Annotated in this window: 13 protein-coding genes; 12 read left to right on the top strand and 1 reads right to left on the bottom strand. The window is 47.0% G+C overall.

All coding sequences use genetic code 11. From position 1 onward, the window contains the following. Window position 1: 1 nt before the first annotated feature. From tssH to LRP50_RS09600, 12 genes are all read left to right on the top strand, one after another. Window positions 2-2,617 (top strand): type VI secretion system ATPase TssH, encoded by a 2,616-nt coding sequence (tssH, locus tag LRP50_RS09655; RefSeq protein ID WP_274164256.1) that lies wholly within the window; start codon window positions 2-4, stop codon window positions 2,615-2,617. Between the two features lie 3 nt (window positions 2,618-2,620). Beyond that, window positions 2,621-4,171, top strand: coding sequence for a sigma-54 interaction domain-containing protein (locus tag LRP50_RS09650; RefSeq protein WP_274164255.1), 1,551 nt, complete (start codon window positions 2,621-2,623; stop codon window positions 4,169-4,171). A gap of 2 nt (window positions 4,172-4,173) precedes the next feature. Next, window positions 4,174-4,872, top strand: coding sequence for a type VI secretion system-associated protein VasI (gene vasI, locus LRP50_RS09645; RefSeq protein WP_274164254.1), 699 nt, complete (start codon window positions 4,174-4,176; stop codon window positions 4,870-4,872). A 9-nt stretch (window positions 4,873-4,881) separates the two neighbouring features. Then, window positions 4,882-6,291 (top strand): type VI secretion system protein TssA, encoded by a 1,410-nt coding sequence (gene tssA / locus LRP50_RS09640; protein ID WP_274164253.1) that lies wholly within the window; start codon window positions 4,882-4,884, stop codon window positions 6,289-6,291. Between the two features lie 20 nt (window positions 6,292-6,311). After that, window positions 6,312-9,857, top strand: coding sequence for a type VI secretion system membrane subunit TssM (gene tssM / locus LRP50_RS09635; RefSeq protein ID WP_420791214.1), 3,546 nt, complete (start codon window positions 6,312-6,314; stop codon window positions 9,855-9,857). Window positions 9,858-9,881: 24 nt separating this feature from the next. Next, window positions 9,882-11,147, top strand: coding sequence for a type VI secretion system ImpA family N-terminal domain-containing protein (locus tag LRP50_RS09630; RefSeq protein WP_274164252.1), 1,266 nt, complete (start codon window positions 9,882-9,884; stop codon window positions 11,145-11,147). Window positions 11,148-11,594: 447 nt separating this feature from the next. Further along, window positions 11,595-12,647: an LPP20 family lipoprotein gene (locus LRP50_RS09625; protein ID WP_274164251.1), complete on the top strand. Its 1,053-nt coding sequence runs from the start codon at window positions 11,595-11,597 to the stop codon at window positions 12,645-12,647. Between the two features lie 27 nt (window positions 12,648-12,674). After that, window positions 12,675-13,682, top strand: coding sequence for a hypothetical protein (locus tag LRP50_RS09620; RefSeq protein WP_274164250.1), 1,008 nt, complete (start codon window positions 12,675-12,677; stop codon window positions 13,680-13,682). A gap of 2 nt (window positions 13,683-13,684) precedes the next feature. Then, window positions 13,685-14,284 carry an LPP20 family lipoprotein gene (locus tag LRP50_RS09615; protein WP_274164326.1) on the top strand — a complete coding sequence of 200 codons (600 nt, stop codon included), beginning with the start codon at window positions 13,685-13,687 and terminating at the stop codon, window positions 14,282-14,284. Window positions 14,285-14,392: 108 nt separating this feature from the next. Further along, a complete protein-coding gene (locus LRP50_RS09610) occupies window positions 14,393-16,084 on the top strand; it encodes a transglycosylase SLT domain-containing protein (RefSeq protein WP_420791215.1) in 1,692 nt (563 codons plus the stop codon). A 15-nt stretch (window positions 16,085-16,099) separates the two neighbouring features. Further along, on the top strand, window positions 16,100-16,261 hold the full coding sequence (locus LRP50_RS09605; protein ID WP_274164248.1) for a hypothetical protein: 162 nt from the start codon (window positions 16,100-16,102) through the stop codon (window positions 16,259-16,261). 3 nt (window positions 16,262-16,264) lie between these two features. Then, window positions 16,265-17,056 (top strand): ETEC_3214 domain-containing protein, encoded by a 792-nt coding sequence (locus tag LRP50_RS09600; RefSeq protein ID WP_274164247.1) that lies wholly within the window; start codon window positions 16,265-16,267, stop codon window positions 17,054-17,056. 73 nt (window positions 17,057-17,129) lie between these two features. On the opposite strand, the gene LRP50_RS09595 is transcribed toward LRP50_RS09600, so the two are convergent. Further along, window positions 17,130-21,680, bottom strand: coding sequence for an SslE/AcfD family lipoprotein zinc metalloprotease (locus LRP50_RS09595; RefSeq protein WP_274164246.1), 4,551 nt, complete (start codon window positions 21,678-21,680; stop codon window positions 17,130-17,132). Window positions 21,681-21,719 lie beyond the last annotated feature (39 nt).

The following is a 21,719-nucleotide window of genomic DNA, read 5'->3' as shown; positions in this document are numbered from 1 at the left end:
CGTGATTCGAATCGAACTTCACACGCTAATTGGCAAACTTAACCCGCAAACCAAGCTGGCATTAGAGCAAGCGGGCGCATTGAGCATTGAACGTCAGAACCCTGAAGTAACGACGGAGCACTTACTGTTTGCTCTACTTGAAAACCCTCTGTGTGATGTGCGCATGTTGCTCAATAGCGCCGAGATCGATCACAGCCATATTCGCCAATTGACCGGCGATTCCATGAGCCGAGAAATTGCCCATGAAAGCACGCCTTCGTTTTCACCGCTTTTGGTGGAATTGCTTCAAGATGCATGGCTTTTGGGTTCAACAGAGATGGGTCATGTCGAGATTCGTTCGGGCATCATTTTTCTGGCGGCACTGATGCGCCCAGACCGTTATTTACCGTTTAACGTGATTCGACAGTTAGAATCGGTGAATCGTGAGACAGTGAAAAAGCACTTTGACCGTATTACTGAAACATCTTCTGAAACCGCGGTTAAATCCTCATCAAAATCCGGTAACACCCCGATTGCAGCCGAAGCTGAGACCGCGATAGCGCGTTTTTGTACCAATTTTTCTGCTATGGCGAGGCAAGGGGAGCTTGATCCTGTGCTTTGCCGAGACGATGAAATAAACCTGATGATCGATATTCTCTGCCGTCGTCGTAAGAACAACCCGATTGTGGTTGGCGATGCGGGCGTGGGTAAAAGTGCGGTCGTGGAAGGTTTAGCTCAGCGCATTGTGGATGGGAATGTCCCGGAATCTCTGCTAGGCATCGACCTTATGTCTCTCGACTTGGGGTTATTACAAGCAGGTGCATCGGTGAAAGGCGAGTTTGAAAAGCGCCTCAAAGCCATTATTGACGAAGTGAAAACGTCCCCAACACCGATCATTCTATTTATTGATGAAGCCCACACTTTGATTGGCGCAGGTGCGCAAGAGGGCGGTGGTGATGCGGCTAATTTACTTAAACCCGCACTTGCCCGCGGCGAACTGAGAACAGTGGCAGCCACAACGTGGAAAGAATACAAAAAGTACTTTGAAAAAGATCCTGCACTGAGTCGTCGCTTTCAATTGGTGAAGTTAGATGAACCGAGCAGTGCGCAAGCTGTAGATATTATGCGTGGTCTTCATGGTGTTTATGAGAAAGCACACAAAGTACTTATCAGCGATGATGCTTTAGTTGCGGCCGCCGAGCTTTCTGAGCGTTATGTGTCAGGACGACAATTGCCGGATAAAGCCATTGATGTGCTAGATACCGCCTGCGCCCGAATCGCGATAAATCTCACTTCTCCGCCGCGTCGTCTAGCGGAGCTTGAAACCAAAACTGTTCAGCGTCAGCGTCAAATAGATATGTTAAGTCGCCAAGCGCAGCTCGGCTATGACGTAGATAACGAACTATTGGCGTCGCTGGAAGCTGACGAAGCAAATGACCTGCAAGAGCAAGCGTCATTACGTGAAGCGTGGCAAGATCAAAAAGCCTTAGTACATGACATCGTCGAGAAACGCCAGCAGATCCTTGCCGTGCCAGCCGACGATGAAGAGCCGCTGACCGAAGAGCAACGCGACGATATTCGCTCGTCATTGCAAACCCTTTACCGAGAACTCGATGCGATTCCACACAACCATCGCTTGGTTCATCCTCACGTTGATGCACAGCAAGTTGCCGAGGTGATTGGTGATTGGACCGGTGTTCCTGTTGATCAAATGAATACTGATGAACTAAGCCGAATTACGCATCTACCTGATCTGCTTGGCGCTCAAATTAAAGGGCAAGATGTTGCGCTCAAATGTATTCATCGTCACTTGCTGACAGCTCGCGCTGATCTGCGTCGTCCTGGTCGCCCGAAAGGTGCATTCTTACTGGTGGGGCCAAGTGGTGTCGGTAAAACTGAAACCGTGGTGCAACTCGCTGAGTTGTTGTACGGAGGAAAGCAGTTTTTGACCACCATCAATATGTCGGAATACCAAGAGAAACACACGGTCTCGCGTTTGATTGGGTCGCCGCCAGGATATGTCGGGTATGGAGAGGGCGGTATTTTAACCGAAGCAATTCGTAAAATGCCTTACTCGATTGTACTGCTAGATGAAGTCGAAAAAGCGCACCCTGAGGTGTTGAACCTGTTCTATCAAGCATTCGATAAGGGCGAATTAGCCGATGGCGAAGGGCGTGTTATTGATTGCCAAAATGTTGTCTTTTTCCTCACGTCTAACCTGGGCTACCAAACTATTGTGGATTTTGCCGAGCAGCCCGATGAACTCGAAGAGCAACTGTATCCAGAGTTGGCAGCGTTCTTTAAGCCTGCACTTCTTGCTCGTATGGAAATCGTTCCTTATCTGCCACTGAATGGCGATACGTTAAACGCCATTATCAAAGGCAAGCTTCAGCGTTTGGTTAAGGTATTCGAGCAACGATACAAAGCGGAAACAGATATTGATGATGCATTGATTGGCGAAATTCAGCGTCGAGCGACCCGCGCAGAAAATGGGGCGCGTATGCTTGAAGCCATTATTGAAGGCCAATTGCTGCCACCTGTGTCTTTGGCATTGCTCAATAAATTGGCGGCGCGTGAACCTGTTCAATGTGTTCGCTTGACAGCGGAAGACGGCGAATTCGTTAGCGAGGTCATTTAAACAATGGTTGATTGGCTTTCCATTGCAGCGTCTATCACCCACTCGCGGGATAAAGGCCAGTTAACGGCCGCATTCTCGCGACAGGTGGAAGCGGCGCTTGGCGTTTCACATGTTTGGGTGATGTTTCCTTGCGAGCAGGGAAGAAAGCTCTGTGCGCAAGGCAATGAAAGCCGATATCAGTGGGAAGTAGACGATTTCACACATCCGTTTGCCCATGTGTTTCAATCGGCTTCTGCCATGCTACTTGACCCCGCGAAGCTAAATTATTGGTTAGAAAACCCCGCGTTTATAGATCTGATGTCTTTGCGTTCGAAAGGGGAGAGTGTGTTGATCATGCCTCTACCCCCTGGCGTGAAGCGCATTAATGCACTCATGGTGATGACAGGGCCTGCATCCGTGTTAAGCAGTTTATTGGCTGATCATCAGTGGGCGCGTACCTGTGAAATATTTACAAACCAATGCCAGATGATTACCGATCTTGGTGAGGAGTATCGTCAGATTTCGGTGCTGAGTACCTCAATCGCTGAAATTCGTCGAGATGAAAAGGACAGAGAGAAAGCGTTTGAACTGAAAAGCGTCTTGATTGGTGAAAGTGCACAGATGCAGGAAATGCGGAACAAGGTGGTGACGGCTGCGCAGTCGTCTCTCAATGTGTTGATTTGTGGCGAAACAGGAACTGGAAAAGAGTTGGTTGCGCGTGCTGTTCATGAACTGTCTGACCGTAAGGGCAACGCATTTGTGGCGATCAACTGTGCGGCAATCCCTGAAAACCTTCTGGAAAGTGAACTTTTTGGTCACCAGAAAGGGGCATTTTCTGGTGCCGACCGCAATAAGTCCGGCCTTATCGCTGACGCCGATGGCGGGACTTTATTCCTCGATGAAATTGGAGATATGCCGCTCGCATTGCAATCCAAACTACTGCGTGTTTTAGAGACACGTAGTTATCGTCCTGTGGGTGGGTCTAAAGAAATTCGTGTTGATTTTCGTCTTGTGGCAGCAACCCACGTCGCAATGCAAGAGAAGACGGAGAGCAATGAATTTCGTCGTGATCTTTTCTATAGACTCAATCAGTTTCCGATTTTTGTGCCTGCTTTGGTTGCTCGCAAAGCGGATATACCAGAGCTATGTCGCCACTTCATCAATACCTATAACCAAGCTGCTGGTGTGGGTATCACTGGTATTCGTTATGCCGCTATCGACTTGCTAAATCGTCATGACTTTCCTGGCAATGTTCGTGAACTTCGTAACCTTATTGAATATGCCTGCGCCATGACACCTAACGGAGAAGAAATTTCCGCTGAGAGCTTTGGTGAGCATGTTTTTGAACAACGCACCACGTCGTTACCCAATGTTGATGAAGTGGAAAATGAGAGTTTTATCGGCGTTGATCTCACCAATATCAAGGACCTAAGAGCCGCTGTTCAACACTTCGAAATCAGTGTTATTCGATCGCGCCTAACTAGCTTTGATGGCGACCGTACAAAGGCCGCGGAGAGCTTGGGGTTACCTAAGCGCACATTGGCACATAAGTGTTTGAAAATGGAGATAAGTTAATCATGCGTCTGGCCAAAACGATGGTAGTGGGTTCATTTGTATTCGCGTGCTGGCTTTCCCCCATAACGGTGTCTGCAAAAGAGGATTCTGACGGCAAAATGGCTGCGAGTGAGGTGTTGGTTCAAGCCAAGGTGTGTGCGGATATTTTTGGACGCTTAGAAAGACTCGCTTGCTTTGACAACCTATTCAATACGCCAGTGAAGAAAGCCACGGAAACCACATTTGTGGCACTTAAGCCAGAAGCATGGCAGCGCGCCACTCGCAGTGAGCGTGACAGAGAGGAAGATGGCGGGTTTGTTTTACGTTATGTCGATATGAAAGAACCCAAATCAGGGATGTGGATGACAGCGACAGCTCTGCCTGATCGAAACCAACAACGGTCTGAAATGCCCATTTTGATGTTTAGCTGTATCGATAATATCAGCCGAGTGGAGTTGGTGTTACCGACTGCAACCTCGGCAGGAAAGGCCGCGGTAACCACATCGGCAAGTTCCAGTGTGACGCAACGATGGCTGAGCGATGACACTGGTAACATCATGAGGGCAGGACGTGGCTTGCCCGCGATTGAAGTGATGAGCGCTTTGATGTCAGGACCACGCGCCGTTGTTCGTTCTGATTTGGATGCGATTGGGAATTTGACCTTCGATACATCGACGCTCAAAAAAACGATAGCCCCAATGCGCCAAGTCTGTCGCTGGTAGGAAATGCTAATGGATATGCAAACGTACCGTCAACGTATTACCAAGCCTATAGCCGGTGACAATCCCGTGGGAGAGCGCCTACTAGAGGATGTGCTTTTAGATTTTGTTGAAGGGCAAATGATGAAGGTCGGCTCGTTATCCCACACGGAAGTGCAGTGGGGAGAAGCCGAGCAAAGTGCATTGAAGCTGATGGAAAATAGTACAAAAGACCTCAAACTGCTCACGCACTTGTTGCAATGCCTCCAGTATCAAGCGTCACCTGAGCGATTTACGCTGTCACTGTTTGTACTGGCAGATTTTATCCAGCATTACTGGGAAACCTGCCATCCAGCACCGGGTCCTCGAGGTGTTTTACCTCGTAGGAAATTCTTCTCGCAGATTATCCAGCGAACAGAAAAAGCGGCGGAGAAAATTGATGCATCGATGTTCGATGCAGAACAAAAAGAACAACTCAACACGGCACTGGGTGAGTTGGAAAGCGCTGCCAGTGCGCATGATCTGCCTATCGAAGGGGTAGAGGATGTTGCGGCGCTCATGAAGCGTCGGCTCACGCAAAACGAACGCGTCGTGCAAGCTACGACCAGTGCGGAATCCTCGCCGACATCGAATGCACCTTCACCGGCCGCAAACGTTGGAAAACTTGAAATTGATGGCAGTTCAGATCGCGCCGTGAAGCAAACGCTTCTTAAAGTGTCTGAGTTTGTGTCTGAGCTAGACGGCGGCGGCATTGCGCTGTCGCTGCGATTACGTCGCTTTTCGGTATGGTTTTCTATCACCTCCGTACCCGAAGCGGAAGCCAATGGCGAAACCCAATTAATGCCAGTATCGCTTGATCGTATCTCAGAATATGAAGAGCAGCTAAATCGCGGTGCTGATCATGCTCTTTGGCGCAAAGTCGAACAGAGTCTCACTGTCGCGCCGTATTGGATTGACGGTCATTTTCTCAGTTATCGCATCGCGCTCAAACTGGGTAATGCTGAATGGGCAGACACCATTGCCAGCGAAACCCGTGCTTTTGTAAAACGCCTTCCTTTGGTCGCAGAGCTCAAGTTCAAGGGTGGGGCGCCGTTTGTCAATGATGAAACGCGTCGTTGGTTAAATGAGGGAGAGACCTCGAGCACAGGCTCGTCTGGGATTTCTGATTGGGATGCAAAGCGAAAAGAAGCCTTTACCTTGGCGGACGAGGGCGGTCTGTCTGTTGCACTCGCCATGCTTAACGATGGGTTGTCAGCATCAACAGAACCACGAGATCAATTTTACTGGCGCATGCTATCTGCTGATGTCATGCGTCGTCATCAACTGTCTGCCATGGCAGAGCAGCAATATCAGATTTTGTTAGAACAGACGACCAGAACGTCGTTGGTTGACTGGGAGCCATTGCTGATTCAGCGGCTCGAAAATATAGCGAAAGCACAATAAAAATCAGGGATCGAAACATTATGTTCAGCAAGTTCAAATCGCTTCTACAGAAAATGCTGCCAGCTATGAAAGCGGGGCTACCAATCTTATTGGTGGCTATTTTTGTGTTGCTCAATGTCGCTATATGGTGGGCCGGCCCTTGGCTGACCATTAACGACAGTCAACCACTCGCGTCGATCACTGCGCGTGCTATTACCAGTGTTATATTTTCCCTTGCTTGGCTAGCGCTCTGGGGCTTTTTGCAGTGGCGAAAACTCAAAGGCTACCATGCTGACCAAGCGCGAGAGCGTCAGCTTCAAGAAGATCCCATTCAGCGATTTGAAGAACGTCAAGAGTCAGAACTAAACCAAGTGATGACGGCGCTGCATAAGAGCCTAAACAAGCGTAATTATTTGTATGCATTGCCTTGGTACTTAGTGTTGGGTCCAGAAAATGCAGGCAAGACAAGCCTAATTAATCGCTCCGGTCAGAATTTTGTTTTCTCATCGGTCATGCGTGCCTCAGGTAAGAAAAGCGAAAACCCTTTCTCCTTCGATTGGTGGATTGGTGACGATTCTGTTTTGATCGACCCAGATGGTGAACTGCTGACACAACGTGCTACCAGTAACGATGGGGAAGGTGAGCTTGAGCGTCGTTTATGGCTCCACTTTATCAAGTGGCTAGAGAAAACGCGTAGTCGTCGTCCGTTGAATGGTGTGGTGATCGCTCTGGACGTAGCAAACTTGGCGACATCCACAACCAGCGAGCGTCGCGCGTATGCCAATTTGCTGAGGGCACGTTTACGTGAACTCATGGAAACACTTTCGACACGTTTGCCAGTATATGTCTCGCTCACTAAGCTCGATCTTTTGCATGGCTTTGAACCCTTCTTCCGTCATTGCAGCAAAGCAGAACGTGAAGAAGTGCTGGGCTTCACGTTCACCCTAGACTCGGTTGATGATCTCGACAGTTGGCTGAATGAATTTGATAAAGATTTTGGTGGGTTTGTAGAACGCGTTAACGCGATGTTGCCTTCCATTCTGATGCAAACATATGACAGCGAAGATCGTACCGCGATATATAGCTTCAGTCGTCAAATGGCGGGTCTTCATGATGTCATGAAGCAGTTCCTGCAAGATGCATTTGGCAGTGATCAATTCTCCACGTCTGCGCTCGTGCGGGGCGTGTATTTTACCTCTGTGTATCAGCAGGGCGTGCCGACCAATGCATTTATTGATTCCGCATCGCGTCGTTACGGTATTTCTCATGCCGTAAACAGTGCGCAAAACGCGAATAATTCGACAACCTACTTCACGCAAAAACTGTTCAGCAAAGTGATTTATCCCGAAGCAGGCTTGGCGTCAGATAATTTTCGTGTGGCAAAAACAAAGCGCCGAGTTATGTTGCTTTCTGTGGTTGCGTGCTCGATAGCCTCAGTATTGCTGATTGGTTCATGGCATCAATATTATTTGAAGAACGTCAACCAAGCTGATGCGGTGTTAACCAAGGTGAATGAATACGAAACCAACTACACCTCTGATGTCGTGATTGATGATGGTGCCGATATTCTTGCACCTCTTGATACCATTCGACAGGCAACGCTGGAATTTGGTTTCTTTCGAGATAAGCCAGAGCATCTCTCTGACTTGGGTTTGTATCAAGGTCATGTTATTGGTCCAGAAGTGGAGCGCACATACTTAAGCTTGCTCGAAAATCGCTATTTGCCAGCATTATTGAAAACGGCAGCAGCAGAAATTGCAGACGCGCAGGACGATGAACAGAGGTTGACTGCATTGCGCGTGTTCCGAATGATGACCAATGACGAGGGTCGTTATCAAAACATGGTGCAAAACTTCTTCGCGGCAGAGTGGCAAGAGCAATATCCTGGCGATCGTCAAACTCAAGAGCGCTTGATGCAGCACCTTGATTACGCGATGCAGCACACGGATCTAGAGGGTGATCGCTTAGATGGGCAAGATGACGCTGAAGCTATTCTTGCTCCGTATGATGGGTTGATTGCATCGACACAACGCCAACTTAGTCGAATGCCAATAGAACAGCGGGTTTATCGTAACCTCAAACAGGCGTCTACATCAGTGCTTGGTGCGCCAGTCAATTTGGCAACTGCTATTGGCCCAGTGTTTGACGTGGTGTTTACGCAGCGAACAGAAGAGAGTAAAGACCTCGAAATTCCGCGCATTTTGACCAAGAAAGGTTTCACCAGTTTTTTCATTCCTGAATCAGATTCCGTTTCAGAGTTAGCGCTGGTGGACAGCTGGGTACTTGGCCAGACTGAATCAATCGATTTTTCAGACGAAGATAAGCGTGTGCTTCGCGAGAAAATTCGCAGCCAGTACATTGCTGATTACTCCGACAGCTGGCGTCGCGCAATGAATGACGTAGACATCAAATACTTCCCAGACATCCACAACGCGGTATTGGTGCTAGAGAGCATTACGGGCAATAACCAACCATTGCACCGTTTACTCGAAGAAGTGACTGACAACACGGATTTATTTCCGCCATTGCCTGACAACGATGCCGCGCGCGATGAACTTGTTAAATCGCCGCGATACCGTGTTGCCGCATTGGTTGATAATCAATTTTCAGAGCTAAACGGCTTGGCGACGACGGAGCCGGGTAAGCCTATTTATCTTGATGAAGTCGTGGATGCGGTGTCTCAACTTACCGCTTACATGAAATCAATCAATGATTCTCCTGATGTGGGTAAAGCCGCGCTTGAAGCAACAAAGGCGAGACTGACGTTAAACAGCGCTGACCCTATCTATGTGTTGGAGCGCATCGCGACAGGTATGCCACAGCCTTATGATTCGATGCTGAAAAAGCTGGCGGATGAGAGTTGGTATGTGATTCGTCAAGAAGCGATTCGATACCTTGAAGTGCGTTGGACTAATGATGTGTATAACGAATTCCGCACCAAGTTGGCATCTCGTTACCCGTTCAACCCAGCATCATCGAAAGACGTTGCGCTGGAAGACTTTGAGTCCTTCTTTGCGCCGAATGGCATATTGACCAAGTTTTATGAGAACAATTTGAAGATGTTCCTTGAAGATGCGGGCGATTTTGATACAGCCGAAGGTGAGAAAACATTGATCCGTGCTGATGTTCTCAATCAGTTAGATTCAGCCCGTCAGATTCAACAAGCCTTCTTCAATCGAAAAGGTGTACTGGATGTAGAGTTCACTCTGGAACCTGTTGAACTCAGTGCCAATAAACGCCGATCAGTCATAAATATAGATGGTCAGTATGTTGAATATAGCCATGGGCCGCGTAAAAACGTCGGTTTGATTTGGCCAAATACGCTACGTGAATCTGCGGTCAGCAAACTGACCTTGGTGCCTGTAGCGGCTAATTCTTCACCCCGAAGTATCAGTATTCGTGGCCCGTGGGCATTCTTCCGTTTGCTTGAAGAAGCGGAAGTGGTGGGTTCAACATCCACCAGTGTCGATTATCGCTTCAATGTTGACCGAGGTAACGTGATGTACAGATTGCATTCGGAAGCCGATAGCAATCCGTTCACGGCATCCATTTTCAGAGGCTTTAAGCTCTCTCGTACGCTCTACTAACGTCATGACTAAGGAAGTATAAACATGGCGCAATGGATGTTGACTGACATCGACGGCATAAAGTTAGCGGCAGATGACTCTCGTTTGAAGGACTCTGCCGACTATCAAGCCATCCGCAGTGAAATTAATCGTCGTTTTAATCCGCTGGGTGGGTCTGTTGATTGGGACAAAGTACGTACTCTGTGTGAAAAGGTCGCTACCTCTGATGGTGCTGATTTGCTAGTGGCTATCTACTACACGGTTGCATCACTGAAAACTCAAGGTCTTTCAGGCTTTGCCAATGGTCTTGAATTGCAAGTGGCGGTGCTTCGCGACAAACACGTAGACCAAAACATGCCACAGGCAAAACGGGTTGAATTGTACCGTTGGATGTTGGGGCGCATGGGTGGAGAGTTGCGGGCAATGCACCCGCAATTGAGCCAGCTACGAGATTTGTATCGCTCTGAAAGGGCATTACAGGCGATTGACCGTAATCTTTCACTGCGCGGAAGTGAAAAGGTGGCAGACCTCGATGTGCTCGGCTTTACTGTTTTTGAACATATTGATCGCTTGGAGAACAGTTCACGAACGGGCGTAGTCGTGCCGCCACCTGTTGAAGTGAAAGTTAAAAAACAGAATGCCAGCGCATTGGTATTTGTTCTAGGCGTTTTATTAGGTGGTGCGTCTCTTTATGGCTTGCAGTATGTGCAAGGCAGCAGACCGTCCCCCGCGTCAGAGTTAACAGTCGCGCTCACCGAGCCAAAAATCATCTCGGTCGATGAGGCGCAGCAAATCCGCGAGGAATTTGGCGCTCAGGGATTGAAGCACTATCAGTCGCAGTTGTTTACTCGATATAGCGAAAAATTATCTATGCTGTCTGAGGAAGATGTCGCGGATTCTTTTCGTTCTAGTATGGAATTGGCAGATAGTTTCCAGTATCTATTTCCGGACTCTAAAGAAGCATTGGAACTGAGCGAGTCTGTTCAGCGTTGGCAGTCAAGTGTTGTGGCGGACTTCGATGAGTTAAATGAGCGTTTCGTTACGGCAAGAACTCGCGCAGCAAATGTGAGCCTTATGGTAAGAACGGGAAGACTTGAACAATTACAAACGTTGGCTGTTGGGCTTGAGAACTATGCGATAAGTCTTTCACCTGTCATTGCCCGAATTACCTATGCAGAAAGGCTGATTCAAGAAGGAAATGTCCAACAAGCCGAAGAGGAGCTTCATATCGTCGACAAGAACCTCAAATCTATTGTTATGAAGAATATGCTGCTTCAACGAACGCTACGAAAAAGCGATGAACCCGACTAGCACGAACTTTTTTGCATGAATCTATTCGATATCATTATTTAAACCCTTCAAACATACGACATAACTGGCTAACAATAGCCAGTTATGCTCTTAAAAATACTACCATCAAATATTTATCATCTGTTTTTAATTACTCACCCTGCTACAAATAAAGACAATTCATCCTTGCAATGGTTGCCAGGTGAGATTATTTAAAGGTGAATAGATTCCCACAGTAAATAGGTTCTTTTCATAAAATAATGAATGGGTACTTTTATTACTCTCTCTGTGAGATGGTATTTATTCGCCATTATAAATGTCACGTTTAAGTCAGAATTCTTGCAATAAAATTACATTCCTTATTGAAAATTTAGATCTTTATCCAGATAATGCGCGCCATTGCTTGGTTGTCTTGACTCATTAAAATATATGCCATTAGAGACTCTCTCTAAATGAGAGCTAATTGTCATGGTTCGAGATTCACCTTGGATTACTAAAGCGACGATGACTGATTTCGTCTATCTATTAACCTCTGAGTGGTTTCTTATAAAAATGATTAAAAAAATCTACGCAGTATTGTTGCCGTTAGTATTGGTTGGCTGCCAATCAACGACACCACCAGATTGGTATAACGTCGAAACGGTGAATGACCCTAACTATATTTATTCGGTTGGAGAAGGCCGTAGCTTGAATTTGGCTAAGAAATCCGCGCTAGGTCAAATCAATGAACAGCTATGGACTCAAGTGGACTCTTCTTTTACAAAAAATGATAGTTTCCGAAAAATTAATGATGGTGCGCTAAGCTACGAAAATGTGAAAAGCACCGTCAATGCGAAGTCCGCACAATTGACACTTATTGGCACTGAGTATCTGCGCAGTGAGCAAAATGATGTTGCCTATTATGTTCAAGCTCGAGTGAAGCGAGACAACGTTAAAGCGCAAATTTTGACTGAGATAGATCAAATTGAAAGCAATGCCGAAGTTGAACTTAAGAACTTGTCACATCAAGACAGACTGACGTGGTGGTTGGAAAATAACAACCTCGAAGACGAGTTAGCAGACCTCTATGTTCGCATAGGTATCTTGTCAACGATGAACGAAAAAAGAGCAGTTGATATTACTTATCTTCCTACGCTAGTTGCAGAGGTAGACCAAGTTAAGTCCAGTATTCTTGTTTATATTAAGCCCGATGTGAACGATAAAAAAAGTGCTGCATTTATAGCGGAAAAATTCGGCGCTGTAGGTATTAATACAACCACTCGAAAGTCGCGTTCGATTTCACATATTTTAATAATGAATTCTGACTATCGTAAAAACATGGTTGGTGATGCATTTATCACCACAAAAGTCACTGAGTTGTCTCTTAGAAATATAAATGGACAAACATTGTCCACGAGCGAGGTTATCTCGACAGGCAATTCAGTATCAAACTTCAAACTTTCCCATGAAGGTGCCGAACGTCATTTCTCTTCACAAATAGAAGAGAAAGGTATTTGGACAGCATTGGGACTACAACTCTAAAAATAATATTACACTGGAGTATCAAAAGTGTTTAAGAAAGCGTTAGTGGCAGTGGCAGTAAGTTCAATGTTATCTGGTTGTGTGGGTGGTCTGTTTCAAAGTGTCGATGAAGTTTGTATGCCAACAGGCCAAGTTGATATTGAAAAGTCTCCAGTTGCTGGGAAAAAAGCAGAAGATATTAAAGTGATCGTATTGCCTGTTGATATGGCATTTGATGACTCGGCAAAAGGCCGTCTTCAAACTGTATACCGCAACGATCTTGAAGCCACTATTGAAAAAACCGGCAGTAAACTGGTTGATCGTAAACTTGCGAACAAATTGAAAGGTGAGATCAAGCTTGCTGAGCAAAGCGGTCGCTACAACAAAACTGGTGTGCCAATCGCCGACCTAGCCATTATCACCGAAGTGACGGCAAGCGATCTTACTTACAACTTCACTGAACGCCGTGAAAAAACCAACGACGAGGGCGAAACCAAGGTTTACCCTGCTCACTGTGATTTCCGCACTGAAGTGAAAGCGGTTGCTAAAGTGGTGTCTCTACCTGATATGAATCTGGTTCAGCGCATCGAGCTTGGAAGTTATGACACATTCACTTCTGAAACCCGCAATTCTAAGTGTCCTATCTCTAAAGCACAGTACACCTCAATGGCCAGCGAAGCGGCGATGAAATCTGTGAAGTACAACTTTGAGCTTCAAAAACTGCTAGCGCCTTCTGCACCAGTGATGGAGATGCGTCAATGTGAAGCTGGCACCATGGTGAAAGTGGCAATGGGTTCTAACAAACGCATTCAACCTGGTGCGGACATCTCATTCTCTCAAACCTTTAAATCAGACGAAGGCGATCTAGAAACGTACACCGTGGGTGTGGGTTACGTTGTCAATCATGAGAACGATGCGGTTAAACCAACGTTTTCTTGGGTTGCTATCGACGAGGAGATGTCTCTGAAGTTGCGCAAAGGTGATACCGCTAAATTGGTTCCTGAAGAGTGTGCGATTTGGGATGTAGCATGTATGACCAACAGTTGGGGCAACTAATGATTAAAAAATCCCTTGTTGCTGTTTCTCTAGCATTAGTTCTTTCAGCGTGTTCTAACAACGCAACGGTTGAGCAAAGCCAGAACTTTGCTGCTTGTACTTTCCCTGATTCTCCAAAGGATGAAGCGCCAGGTTGGGTATGTGATGTGATGCCATCAGACATTGGTATTGCTGCGACAGGTTATGCGAAGAAAAGCGCAGCGGGCATGAGCGTGATGCGCAAAGTGGCAGCGAATGAAGCGCGTGTTGCTTTGGCCTCACAGTTTCAGATTGACGTGAATAACATGTTCAAGCAGGCAGTAGAAGCATCTGTTACCACAAATACGACTGAAGGCGTGAATGAGTCTGTGATGGAAACGTTTGAAAACGTCACCAAAACAGTCGTGTCTCGCTCACTAACAGACAGTCGCGTGCTGGTTAGCCAAGTAAGTCCAACAGGTGGATTGTATGTGCTTGTTGGTATGGACCAAGAAGCCTACAAAGCCAACCGAAACAGTGTGATTGACGCTGCGGGCGAAGATGCAACGTTGTGGAATCAATTCAACAACGAGCAAGCGGCTGACGATCTGGCGAAGACTCTTGAGTCTCTGAAACAGCTTTAAGCGCAATACGTAATAAATGAACCCTTCTTATGAGGTTATCGCGAGATAACCTCTTTTTTATGGTGCTAGGTACCGGAAATGGCGACGAATAAAATAAAAGCGTTGGCAGTGTGTATCGCTGTCGTATTGAATGTTGTCCCTGGATTGGCGACAGCAGATTCTTTTGCTGAGCTAGATCGTGAAGCAAAACGAGTGAATCAACCTCAACAAGAAAAATTCGCTGAATTTTACCAATGGCTCGATAACTATCTCTCTGAGTACGAAGCGTGGCGAGATGAGTACACCTCGAATTTGGATAAAGAGCGTGAATTGCTGATTGATCAATGGGGCAGTGGTGAAGTGTCTGATTCTACCAAATCGGTTGAATATTCAGACAGTAACACAGTGAAGAAAGTTGTTGATTACGAGGGCAATACGGCGACTATCTCGGTGTTGGTCGATATGGATTCTGATTCGGCATCCGCGTTAAATGGGTTGTCTGAACTGGAAGTCGACGGTCAGATACTATCTCTGGAAAACGCTAATGAAGCCATCGCTTATGTTGATTACTCTCCAGAACAAGAAAAAACAGAAAAACAATTCATCATTGATCAAATTCAGATGCAAATGCGTGAGCTTGACGTTCAAGCCGAACGTTTAATTCGTTCAAATACAGGGATTCCAGAATCCTTTATTTATGAACGTGCGTACAAGAAAAAAATTGCTCTCCTCCAAACTGCGGCTCCGCGCATAGCGTCAATCAGCGAACAGTTCAAAGCGAAGCGCAAAGAATTGGGTATTCCTGAGCCAGTAAAAACGGAACCTAAAAAGGCCGACGACGAGAAGGTCGGAGGAACCGCTGTCATTGCAAACAAAGCCGATGTCGAATCTTCGGCGAAAGTCGAGCAGGTGGTGAGCGTTGAATCGGATGAAACCAAAGCTAATGTGATGGCGGATGCGAGTACGATAACTAAAGCTAACGCGAACGTTGAAGCGAAGTCGCCTGGCGTAGTTGCACCAAAAGAGAGCGCAACCCAAACAGAAGTGACGGATACCCGTAAACCTTCACTCTCCGTGGAAGAAACACCGAAAAAGCAAACGGCAACGGAGTTAGCTGAGCAGTCACCAAAACCACAGCCGAAACCGCAGCTAACACAGCAGCCAACACCCACAGTCGTGAGCGACGTCGAACCCGCCAAAACCGTTACAGTGCAAGCTTCTAAACCAAGTAACAATGCCGCTAAAAAAGTGGTGAGCTACAAAGTGAAGCTACCTGAAAACGCGTTAAAGACACGTGCTTCTACTTATCAGCCGCTTGTAGAAAAAGAAAGTGAGCGTTGGGAAATTGATGCTGCGCTTGTTATGGCAATTATGCATAGCGAATCCTCTTTCCGCCCAGATGCGAAATCACATGTTCCTGCTTTTGGTTTGATGCAAGTTGTACCAAACAGTGCAGGTCATGACGTGAACAAATTGTTCCGTAAGATCGATTCGCCAATGTCACCAACAGACCTATACGTTCCGCCTATTAACGTGGAAACAGGTACGGCTTATCTCAATATCTTGGACAAGCGCTACCTTAAGTTCGTGACCAATGATGAAGCGCGTCTTTACTGTGTGATTGCCGCTTACAACACAGGTGCAGGTAACGTAGCTAAAGCGTTCAATAAAGACAGGTCGACCAATATTCGTAAAGCCGCTGTGGTGATTAACAGCATGACGCCGGATGAAGTGTATAACCACCTGCTTGAAAATCTTCCTTACGATGAGACTAAGAATTACCTACGAAAGGTAAAAGGTCGAATTTCGATGTATCAATAACACTGGAGAATCAGGATGTTTAGGCTTTTTGTCTTTGGCCTTATAGGCTTTGGCGTTTTTATTGGTGTGCGATTTTCCGACGATATTAAGCAGTATGTGAGTCAAGACGAGATCGAGGCGATCAGTGAGCACGTTATTGAAACAGCGATTGAAAAACTAGAAGATTTGAAGGGGTAAGGCATGTCGGTGGTTGAAGTCAATGAGCAAAATGAAGCTCTGGCGCTTGAAACAGCACAACAACGAAATTTGAAAGATCGTGTTCGAGAAAAGTGGGCAAAAACCATTGCGTTTGTCTCTATTATCGCGATTGCTCTTGGTGGATTGAATGACACCATGGATGCGATTGATAAGGTATATAACCTTACGTTGTCGCAGTTTACTGATATTCCGTCACACAATAATTTGGAGCGGATCTATATTCGTGCTTCAGAAGATGTGCTGGAAGAGACATTTGGTGCGCCAGTTTACATCAAAAAATCGATGGCTGGTGACGTCATTAAATATTATGACGACAGACGTTTCGTACTATCAGCGGTAACTCGTGACGGTGCAATATCAGCATTTCTTGTTTTCCCGAAAACAGATTATAAGCCAAACACTATTGAACATGCGGGTGGGGATGGCTTGTTAGAAACTGTCTTTTCAACCAATGAAAGTGTGAGCGATATTCGCGTCAATTTCTCGCGTTCAGTGAGCTACTACATTGAAGAGAACACGACAGGAACCTTCAGCAATCTCTATAGCTCTGTTGCGGGCTATAGCGAATTTATCGAACCATTGGATGACCAAAAACAGCGCCTGATGTCGGAGTTATCAGATGGATTGATGCTAGGTGATGACATTACAGACTTGGTAGTGAATTTGAGAGATGCGGTGACGCCAAATTTCTATGGTTATACAAACCAAGGCTTGGATGTTCTGGAAAGTGCCATTTTGACGCTGACGGAATATAGACTTATTACAAAGCAATAAGTCTATAAATTAAAAGGGAGCTTGTAAGCTCCCTTTTTGTTATTGCTTGTTATTGCACTTGATGAAGACGCTGTTACTGGTGTGCGGGAGTGCCGACCGTCACCGAATCAATGTTCAGCGGGTTACGCATTGGAAGCGGTAGATTCAGCGCTTTCACTGCTGCTCGTCCTGCATCGCTAATACCACCGCCATACTGAGGCTGGCTTTGACCCGGCAATATGCTTGCCACGACGCCAGGGTTCCATGCGTCAAAGAACGCCGTCAAGTCTGTTTGTGCAGCGTAAGATGCACAAAGTAGCAAAGCGTCACTCTTACCTAAGTTTGATTGGTAACATTGGTTCTGACCCACTAATCGCATCCCATTTTCAGATTGGTTACGTGTGAGGCGATGCATTAATTTGTAAAGGTTAAAGCCATTCATGCCAAGTTCTTGATTGTAGAAATCTGGCAGTTCGCCTTCGTACCATTGGGTGATGTCCAGCTCTGTGTCTGCCCACTCTTTTAGTTGTGCAAACATCAGCAAACGTTCACCTGCGCCGCCAGCGCCCCATGCGTGACCGTTCTCCGCATTCACGAACTGTGGAGCAATGCGAATATCGCGTTCCACACGAGGCATTTTCCCTAGGTATTTTTGCTGCATGTAAAGGCCAAGCACGTTGTTAGCAACTTCAGTAGCACCTTCAACAGTGAGTGGGGCTTCAGCAGCGTTGTGACCCACTTCGTGCCAAATTAGCCAATCGTTGAGTGGCGTTGTCGGCATGTGTTCGCTGTCGGCATTAAAACTGCTGTTCATCACCGGATACCCAGAGTGCGCAGCGCCAATACTGATGGCGACATCATTCACAAACGCATGGCGGTTGTTTGGCGTGTCGGCGTGAGTAACAGCACGGTTGTTTTGACCGTTGATGCCTTCGTCTCTCGCATAGAACTCATTCATATCCTGGGCAAAAGTATCTAAGTCTGATGCAAACTGTGCCATACCGCCGTCGAAGTTTTTCGCTGCCATATTGGCTTTTGGAGCGGTATAGATGAAGCTATTTGACACTACATCACCCATTGGTGCAGGGGAGTGCTGCGGGTTCACCCATTCATTGGTCGTTCCATCAAAGAGCGGGGCTGCAACACTGCCGTTGAACTTGATGCTAACCGCTTCGCTGTTGCCACCTTGCACGTAAATCAAACCACCGTACGGCACGGTAAATTCACCGCTGCTTTGAATAGAGTAACTTTTTTGCATGCGCGGTGGGCGTTTTAGACCAAGTTCGTGCTTCTCACGACCGGTGAGATCGTCATGCAAGCCAATTGTGAAGGTAACAGGGGTACTGTTTCCTGCCACATTAACTGTCACGGGTTGATGAGCAACCGCCCATTGACCAGTCGCCTGACGGTTGCCCGCATAGTACGCAACTGGATTATTGCTCATGTCGAATGTCAGTTCTTTGCCCGTAGCAAATCCATCTGGCTCTCCGGGGAATTGGCGAATATCGACAATGACATCATAATCCCAGAACGAGCGGCCTAGCATTAAACGAGTCAGCGGTTTTTCCATGTAATTGAGCGGATAACTCGGGTTCATCTGGCCAGCATATTCACCCGCGTCTGGGCCATAAACCATCTCCATGACGGTGAGCTGGTTGCCGAGTTCTTGTGAACACTGTGTGCCTTCTGCGCCAATGTTATTGGTGTAGCAGTTCAGAAATTCAGTGAACTTTTCGAAACCAAGATCATCGTCTTTTCCTGATTCATAGCGATAATCTAAATCGTTCCAAAGCCACACAGACATGTTGGTGTAGAGTCGGTTCAGATCGATGCTGCTTAAGCGTTCACCCTGTTTACCGTTAGTACGGAAATAGCGCTCATGCTGATACAGGCGCTCAATGTTGGTGCCGAGATCCGCTGCCTTGATCATGGCGCGAGCTTCTTTCTCTCCCAAATCGAGTTTGGTGTAGATAGGGCGAGACATACCGCCAGTTAGCGGAATACCATTGCCCGGACGATACTCGAGGCAGTTGATTTCATAGTGGTAGTTGTAATCAGTACACTGTTCATAGGTGCGCTGACCATTGACTTCGAACTTTTCGAGCAAATCGTCAATGGCTTTGCGCAGTGATTCAGTATCAACGACGGGCTCGCCATTAGATACATCGATATGACCCTTGTCGTTGCGTACAAAATGATCTTCCTCACGGATGAATGCCTTGTGAGCGACTTCCTCTCCGTTTTCCAATTTATCGAAGTAGTACGCGGTTTCTAGCTTCGGCGCTTTGTCTGGCTTACCTGCAATGATGTGATCCCACGTCACCTCACCTGTGACTTTATCAATGTTATACGGCAGTTTTGGCTGTTCGCCATTCTCACCGTCGATAGGTGCATAACGTTCGATAATGTAGAGACCATACTCGCGGTTTGAGCGTACGCGATCGGCGTAGCCATCATTGGGACCATTCCCTGTCGGTACGACAGACTCGCCCATGCCAAATGCGATGCCCGCTGCATCCAACAAACGACCTAGCTCACCAGCATTGTTTGTTGCACGCAAGGTTTCCATCACCAAGATACTGCCACCGTCAGAAACGTACTGAATGAGTGCAGTGACATCGTCTTGGGTGAGCTTAGGGCTGTCAGTATTGGCGGTATGAGGTGGCAAATAGACATCACCCGTTGGGCCGTTATAGTCAAACCCATTGAGGATAAGCAGCGGCATATCGATAGGGGAGATATTTGAAAACGATGAGATTTGCTCTGTTGTGACATTGAAGTCATCAGCAATCACATACGCTTCTTTGTGGCCCAGCGTGATGCCGGCACGAGTAAAGTAGACGTGAGGTATATTGGTGCCAACATTGATGGAAGCATTCTCGGCGCGGTTGGTGAGATAGCGAATAACATTGTTGAAGAAATTCTTCATGTCATCGCCGTCTGTCCCATTTTCACACTGACTATTGCCACCCCAAGAATATCCGGTTGGGCATACCAACACAGAGTTATAACGGGCGTTGCCCATCACCATGATCTTGCCGCTACCCAACTCGCCAATGCTGACAAAAGGCAAACCATAGGTGGCCGTGTTTCCGCCTGCTAAATCGGGTGTGATGACTGGGGATTCAGTAATGTATGCCAAGCCACGTTCGTCATAGGCTTTAGGTTTATCGAACTCAATCCAGTAGTTATTGTCGTTACGTGCCATCACCACAGGGAATGCGCGGTTCGAAATGTTAACGGCCGCTTGTCCACGAGCCGTTCCTACGCTTCCATAAAACCACGTTGCATCCGCAAAGACATGGAATTTATCGACGGGTTTCCAGCCTTGTGATACCGCATCATTGATGCCCCATAGCTTATTGATGTCGGCCTGAATGTTGCTCATCTCATCGGTTGCGACACGCACGTCCGGTTGGATATCAAATTGAGAAGCTGATTGATCGCAGTTTTCACCACAAATGGCTTTATCGATTTGTTGCGCGATGCCTGACGTAAATTGAGTCTCGAATTCTGCCTTCACGGTTTGTATTTGACCCGCTCCAACGTCGAGAGGAATGTCCTTGTCGTTGAGCGATAACGAAATGGCTTCGTTGATGACGTTAGGGTACTGAGAAAATACCTTTTCAACGTCAGTATTGATGGAGAGATTGCCAGCGTTTGTCGTGGCGTAGCGTTTCACCAACGCTTCCGCATTTCGACCGCGTTGTTCTACGCCCAAGTCGCGAAGCGTAAATTGGGTTTGGTTTCCGCGCAGTCCACCAAGTTCAAATGTCTCGATACCAAATGAAATGGTTTCGCCCCAAACAAATTCAAACTCGCCGAGCTCGTTGGTTTTTCCACGAGACGATCGGCTGAAGTAAGACAAGCCTTGCACAGCTTTACCGTTCGAATCAGTGATAACGGCTTTCGAAAGAATGCTTGTTTCTGGCTTGTACTGATAAGCCTCTTCAGCGTTGGCGGAAACAAACGGCGCGTTTAAGTCAGCGACTGCGCCTTCTGTGACTTCCGGCTCAATATCAGGAACGTGTGTACTCGGCAGTTTATCGACAAGGCTTTCTTCTACGGGTGCTTCTTCTTCCAATAGCTTATCGAAGTCTGCTTGTGGCAAGTCTAAGTCGTTATTGTACATGGCAGAGAAGGCCAACGTGTCACTCGTGGACAAAGTTGGGAAATCGATTTGCTTGTCGTGACTTGGCGCAACAGCAGTGATCAAGGTGCGAGCATTTCGCAGTTTCTCTGGGGAGTCGATAAACTCGGATGCGTTTTCAAGTGTTAATCTCAGCCGAGTAGGCGTGTCAACTGAGCGCTGTTCTTTCTCTGCAAAGATGTCGCTGAATGTCGCTAATACCGTGCCGTCGAACTCACAGACAACGGCATCATTTTGCGAGAATTCAAACGCATTGGCTGCTTCACCATTACAGGTTACTGAAGGGCCAAACACCAATGAACCATCGAGGGAAAATTCTCCCGCGATAATAGGGTCTGGCACACCTATATCTGGAGAGCCATCCGTTCCTTCTTCTGGAAGAACGGGCGCATGTGTTTCTGTGTCTATATCTGGTTGAATAATGGACGTGTCTTCGTCGTTGCAGCCAGCAAGTGCCGCAAGGACTAAAATGGAGAGGAGTGTTTTCTTATACATTATTATTCTCGATAGCCGATACTCGGCAAAACGTTAATT

The sequence above is a fragment of the Enterovibrio gelatinilyticus genome (assembly GCF_028683095.1).
Classification (GTDB): domain Bacteria; phylum Pseudomonadota; class Gammaproteobacteria; order Enterobacterales; family Vibrionaceae; genus Enterovibrio; species Enterovibrio gelatinilyticus.
This window is presented reverse-complemented; position numbering and strand designations above follow the sequence as displayed.

Excerpts from the sequence above, each read along its gene's own strand:
- LRP50_RS09650 (WP_274164255.1), top strand. The coding sequence starts at position 2,621 with ATGGTTGATTGGCTTTCCATTGCAGCGTCTATCACCCACTCGCGGGAT.
- vasI (WP_274164254.1), top strand. The coding sequence starts at position 4,174 with ATGCGTCTGGCCAAAACGATGGTAGTGGGTTCATTTGTATTCGCGTGC.
- tssA (WP_274164253.1), top strand. The coding sequence starts at position 4,882 with ATGGATATGCAAACGTACCGTCAACGTATTACCAAGCCTATAGCCGGT.
- tssM (WP_420791214.1), top strand. The coding sequence starts at position 6,312 with ATGTTCAGCAAGTTCAAATCGCTTCTACAGAAAATGCTGCCAGCTATG.
- LRP50_RS09630 (WP_274164252.1), top strand. The coding sequence starts at position 9,882 with ATGGCGCAATGGATGTTGACTGACATCGACGGCATAAAGTTAGCGGCA.
- LRP50_RS09625 (WP_274164251.1), top strand. The coding sequence starts at position 11,595 with ATGGTTCGAGATTCACCTTGGATTACTAAAGCGACGATGACTGATTTC.
- LRP50_RS09605 (WP_274164248.1), top strand. The coding sequence starts at position 16,100 with ATGTTTAGGCTTTTTGTCTTTGGCCTTATAGGCTTTGGCGTTTTTATT.
- LRP50_RS09600 (WP_274164247.1), top strand. The coding sequence starts at position 16,265 with ATGTCGGTGGTTGAAGTCAATGAGCAAAATGAAGCTCTGGCGCTTGAA.
- LRP50_RS09595 (WP_274164246.1), bottom strand. The coding sequence starts at position 21,680 with ATGTATAAGAAAACACTCCTCTCCATTTTAGTCCTTGCGGCACTTGCT.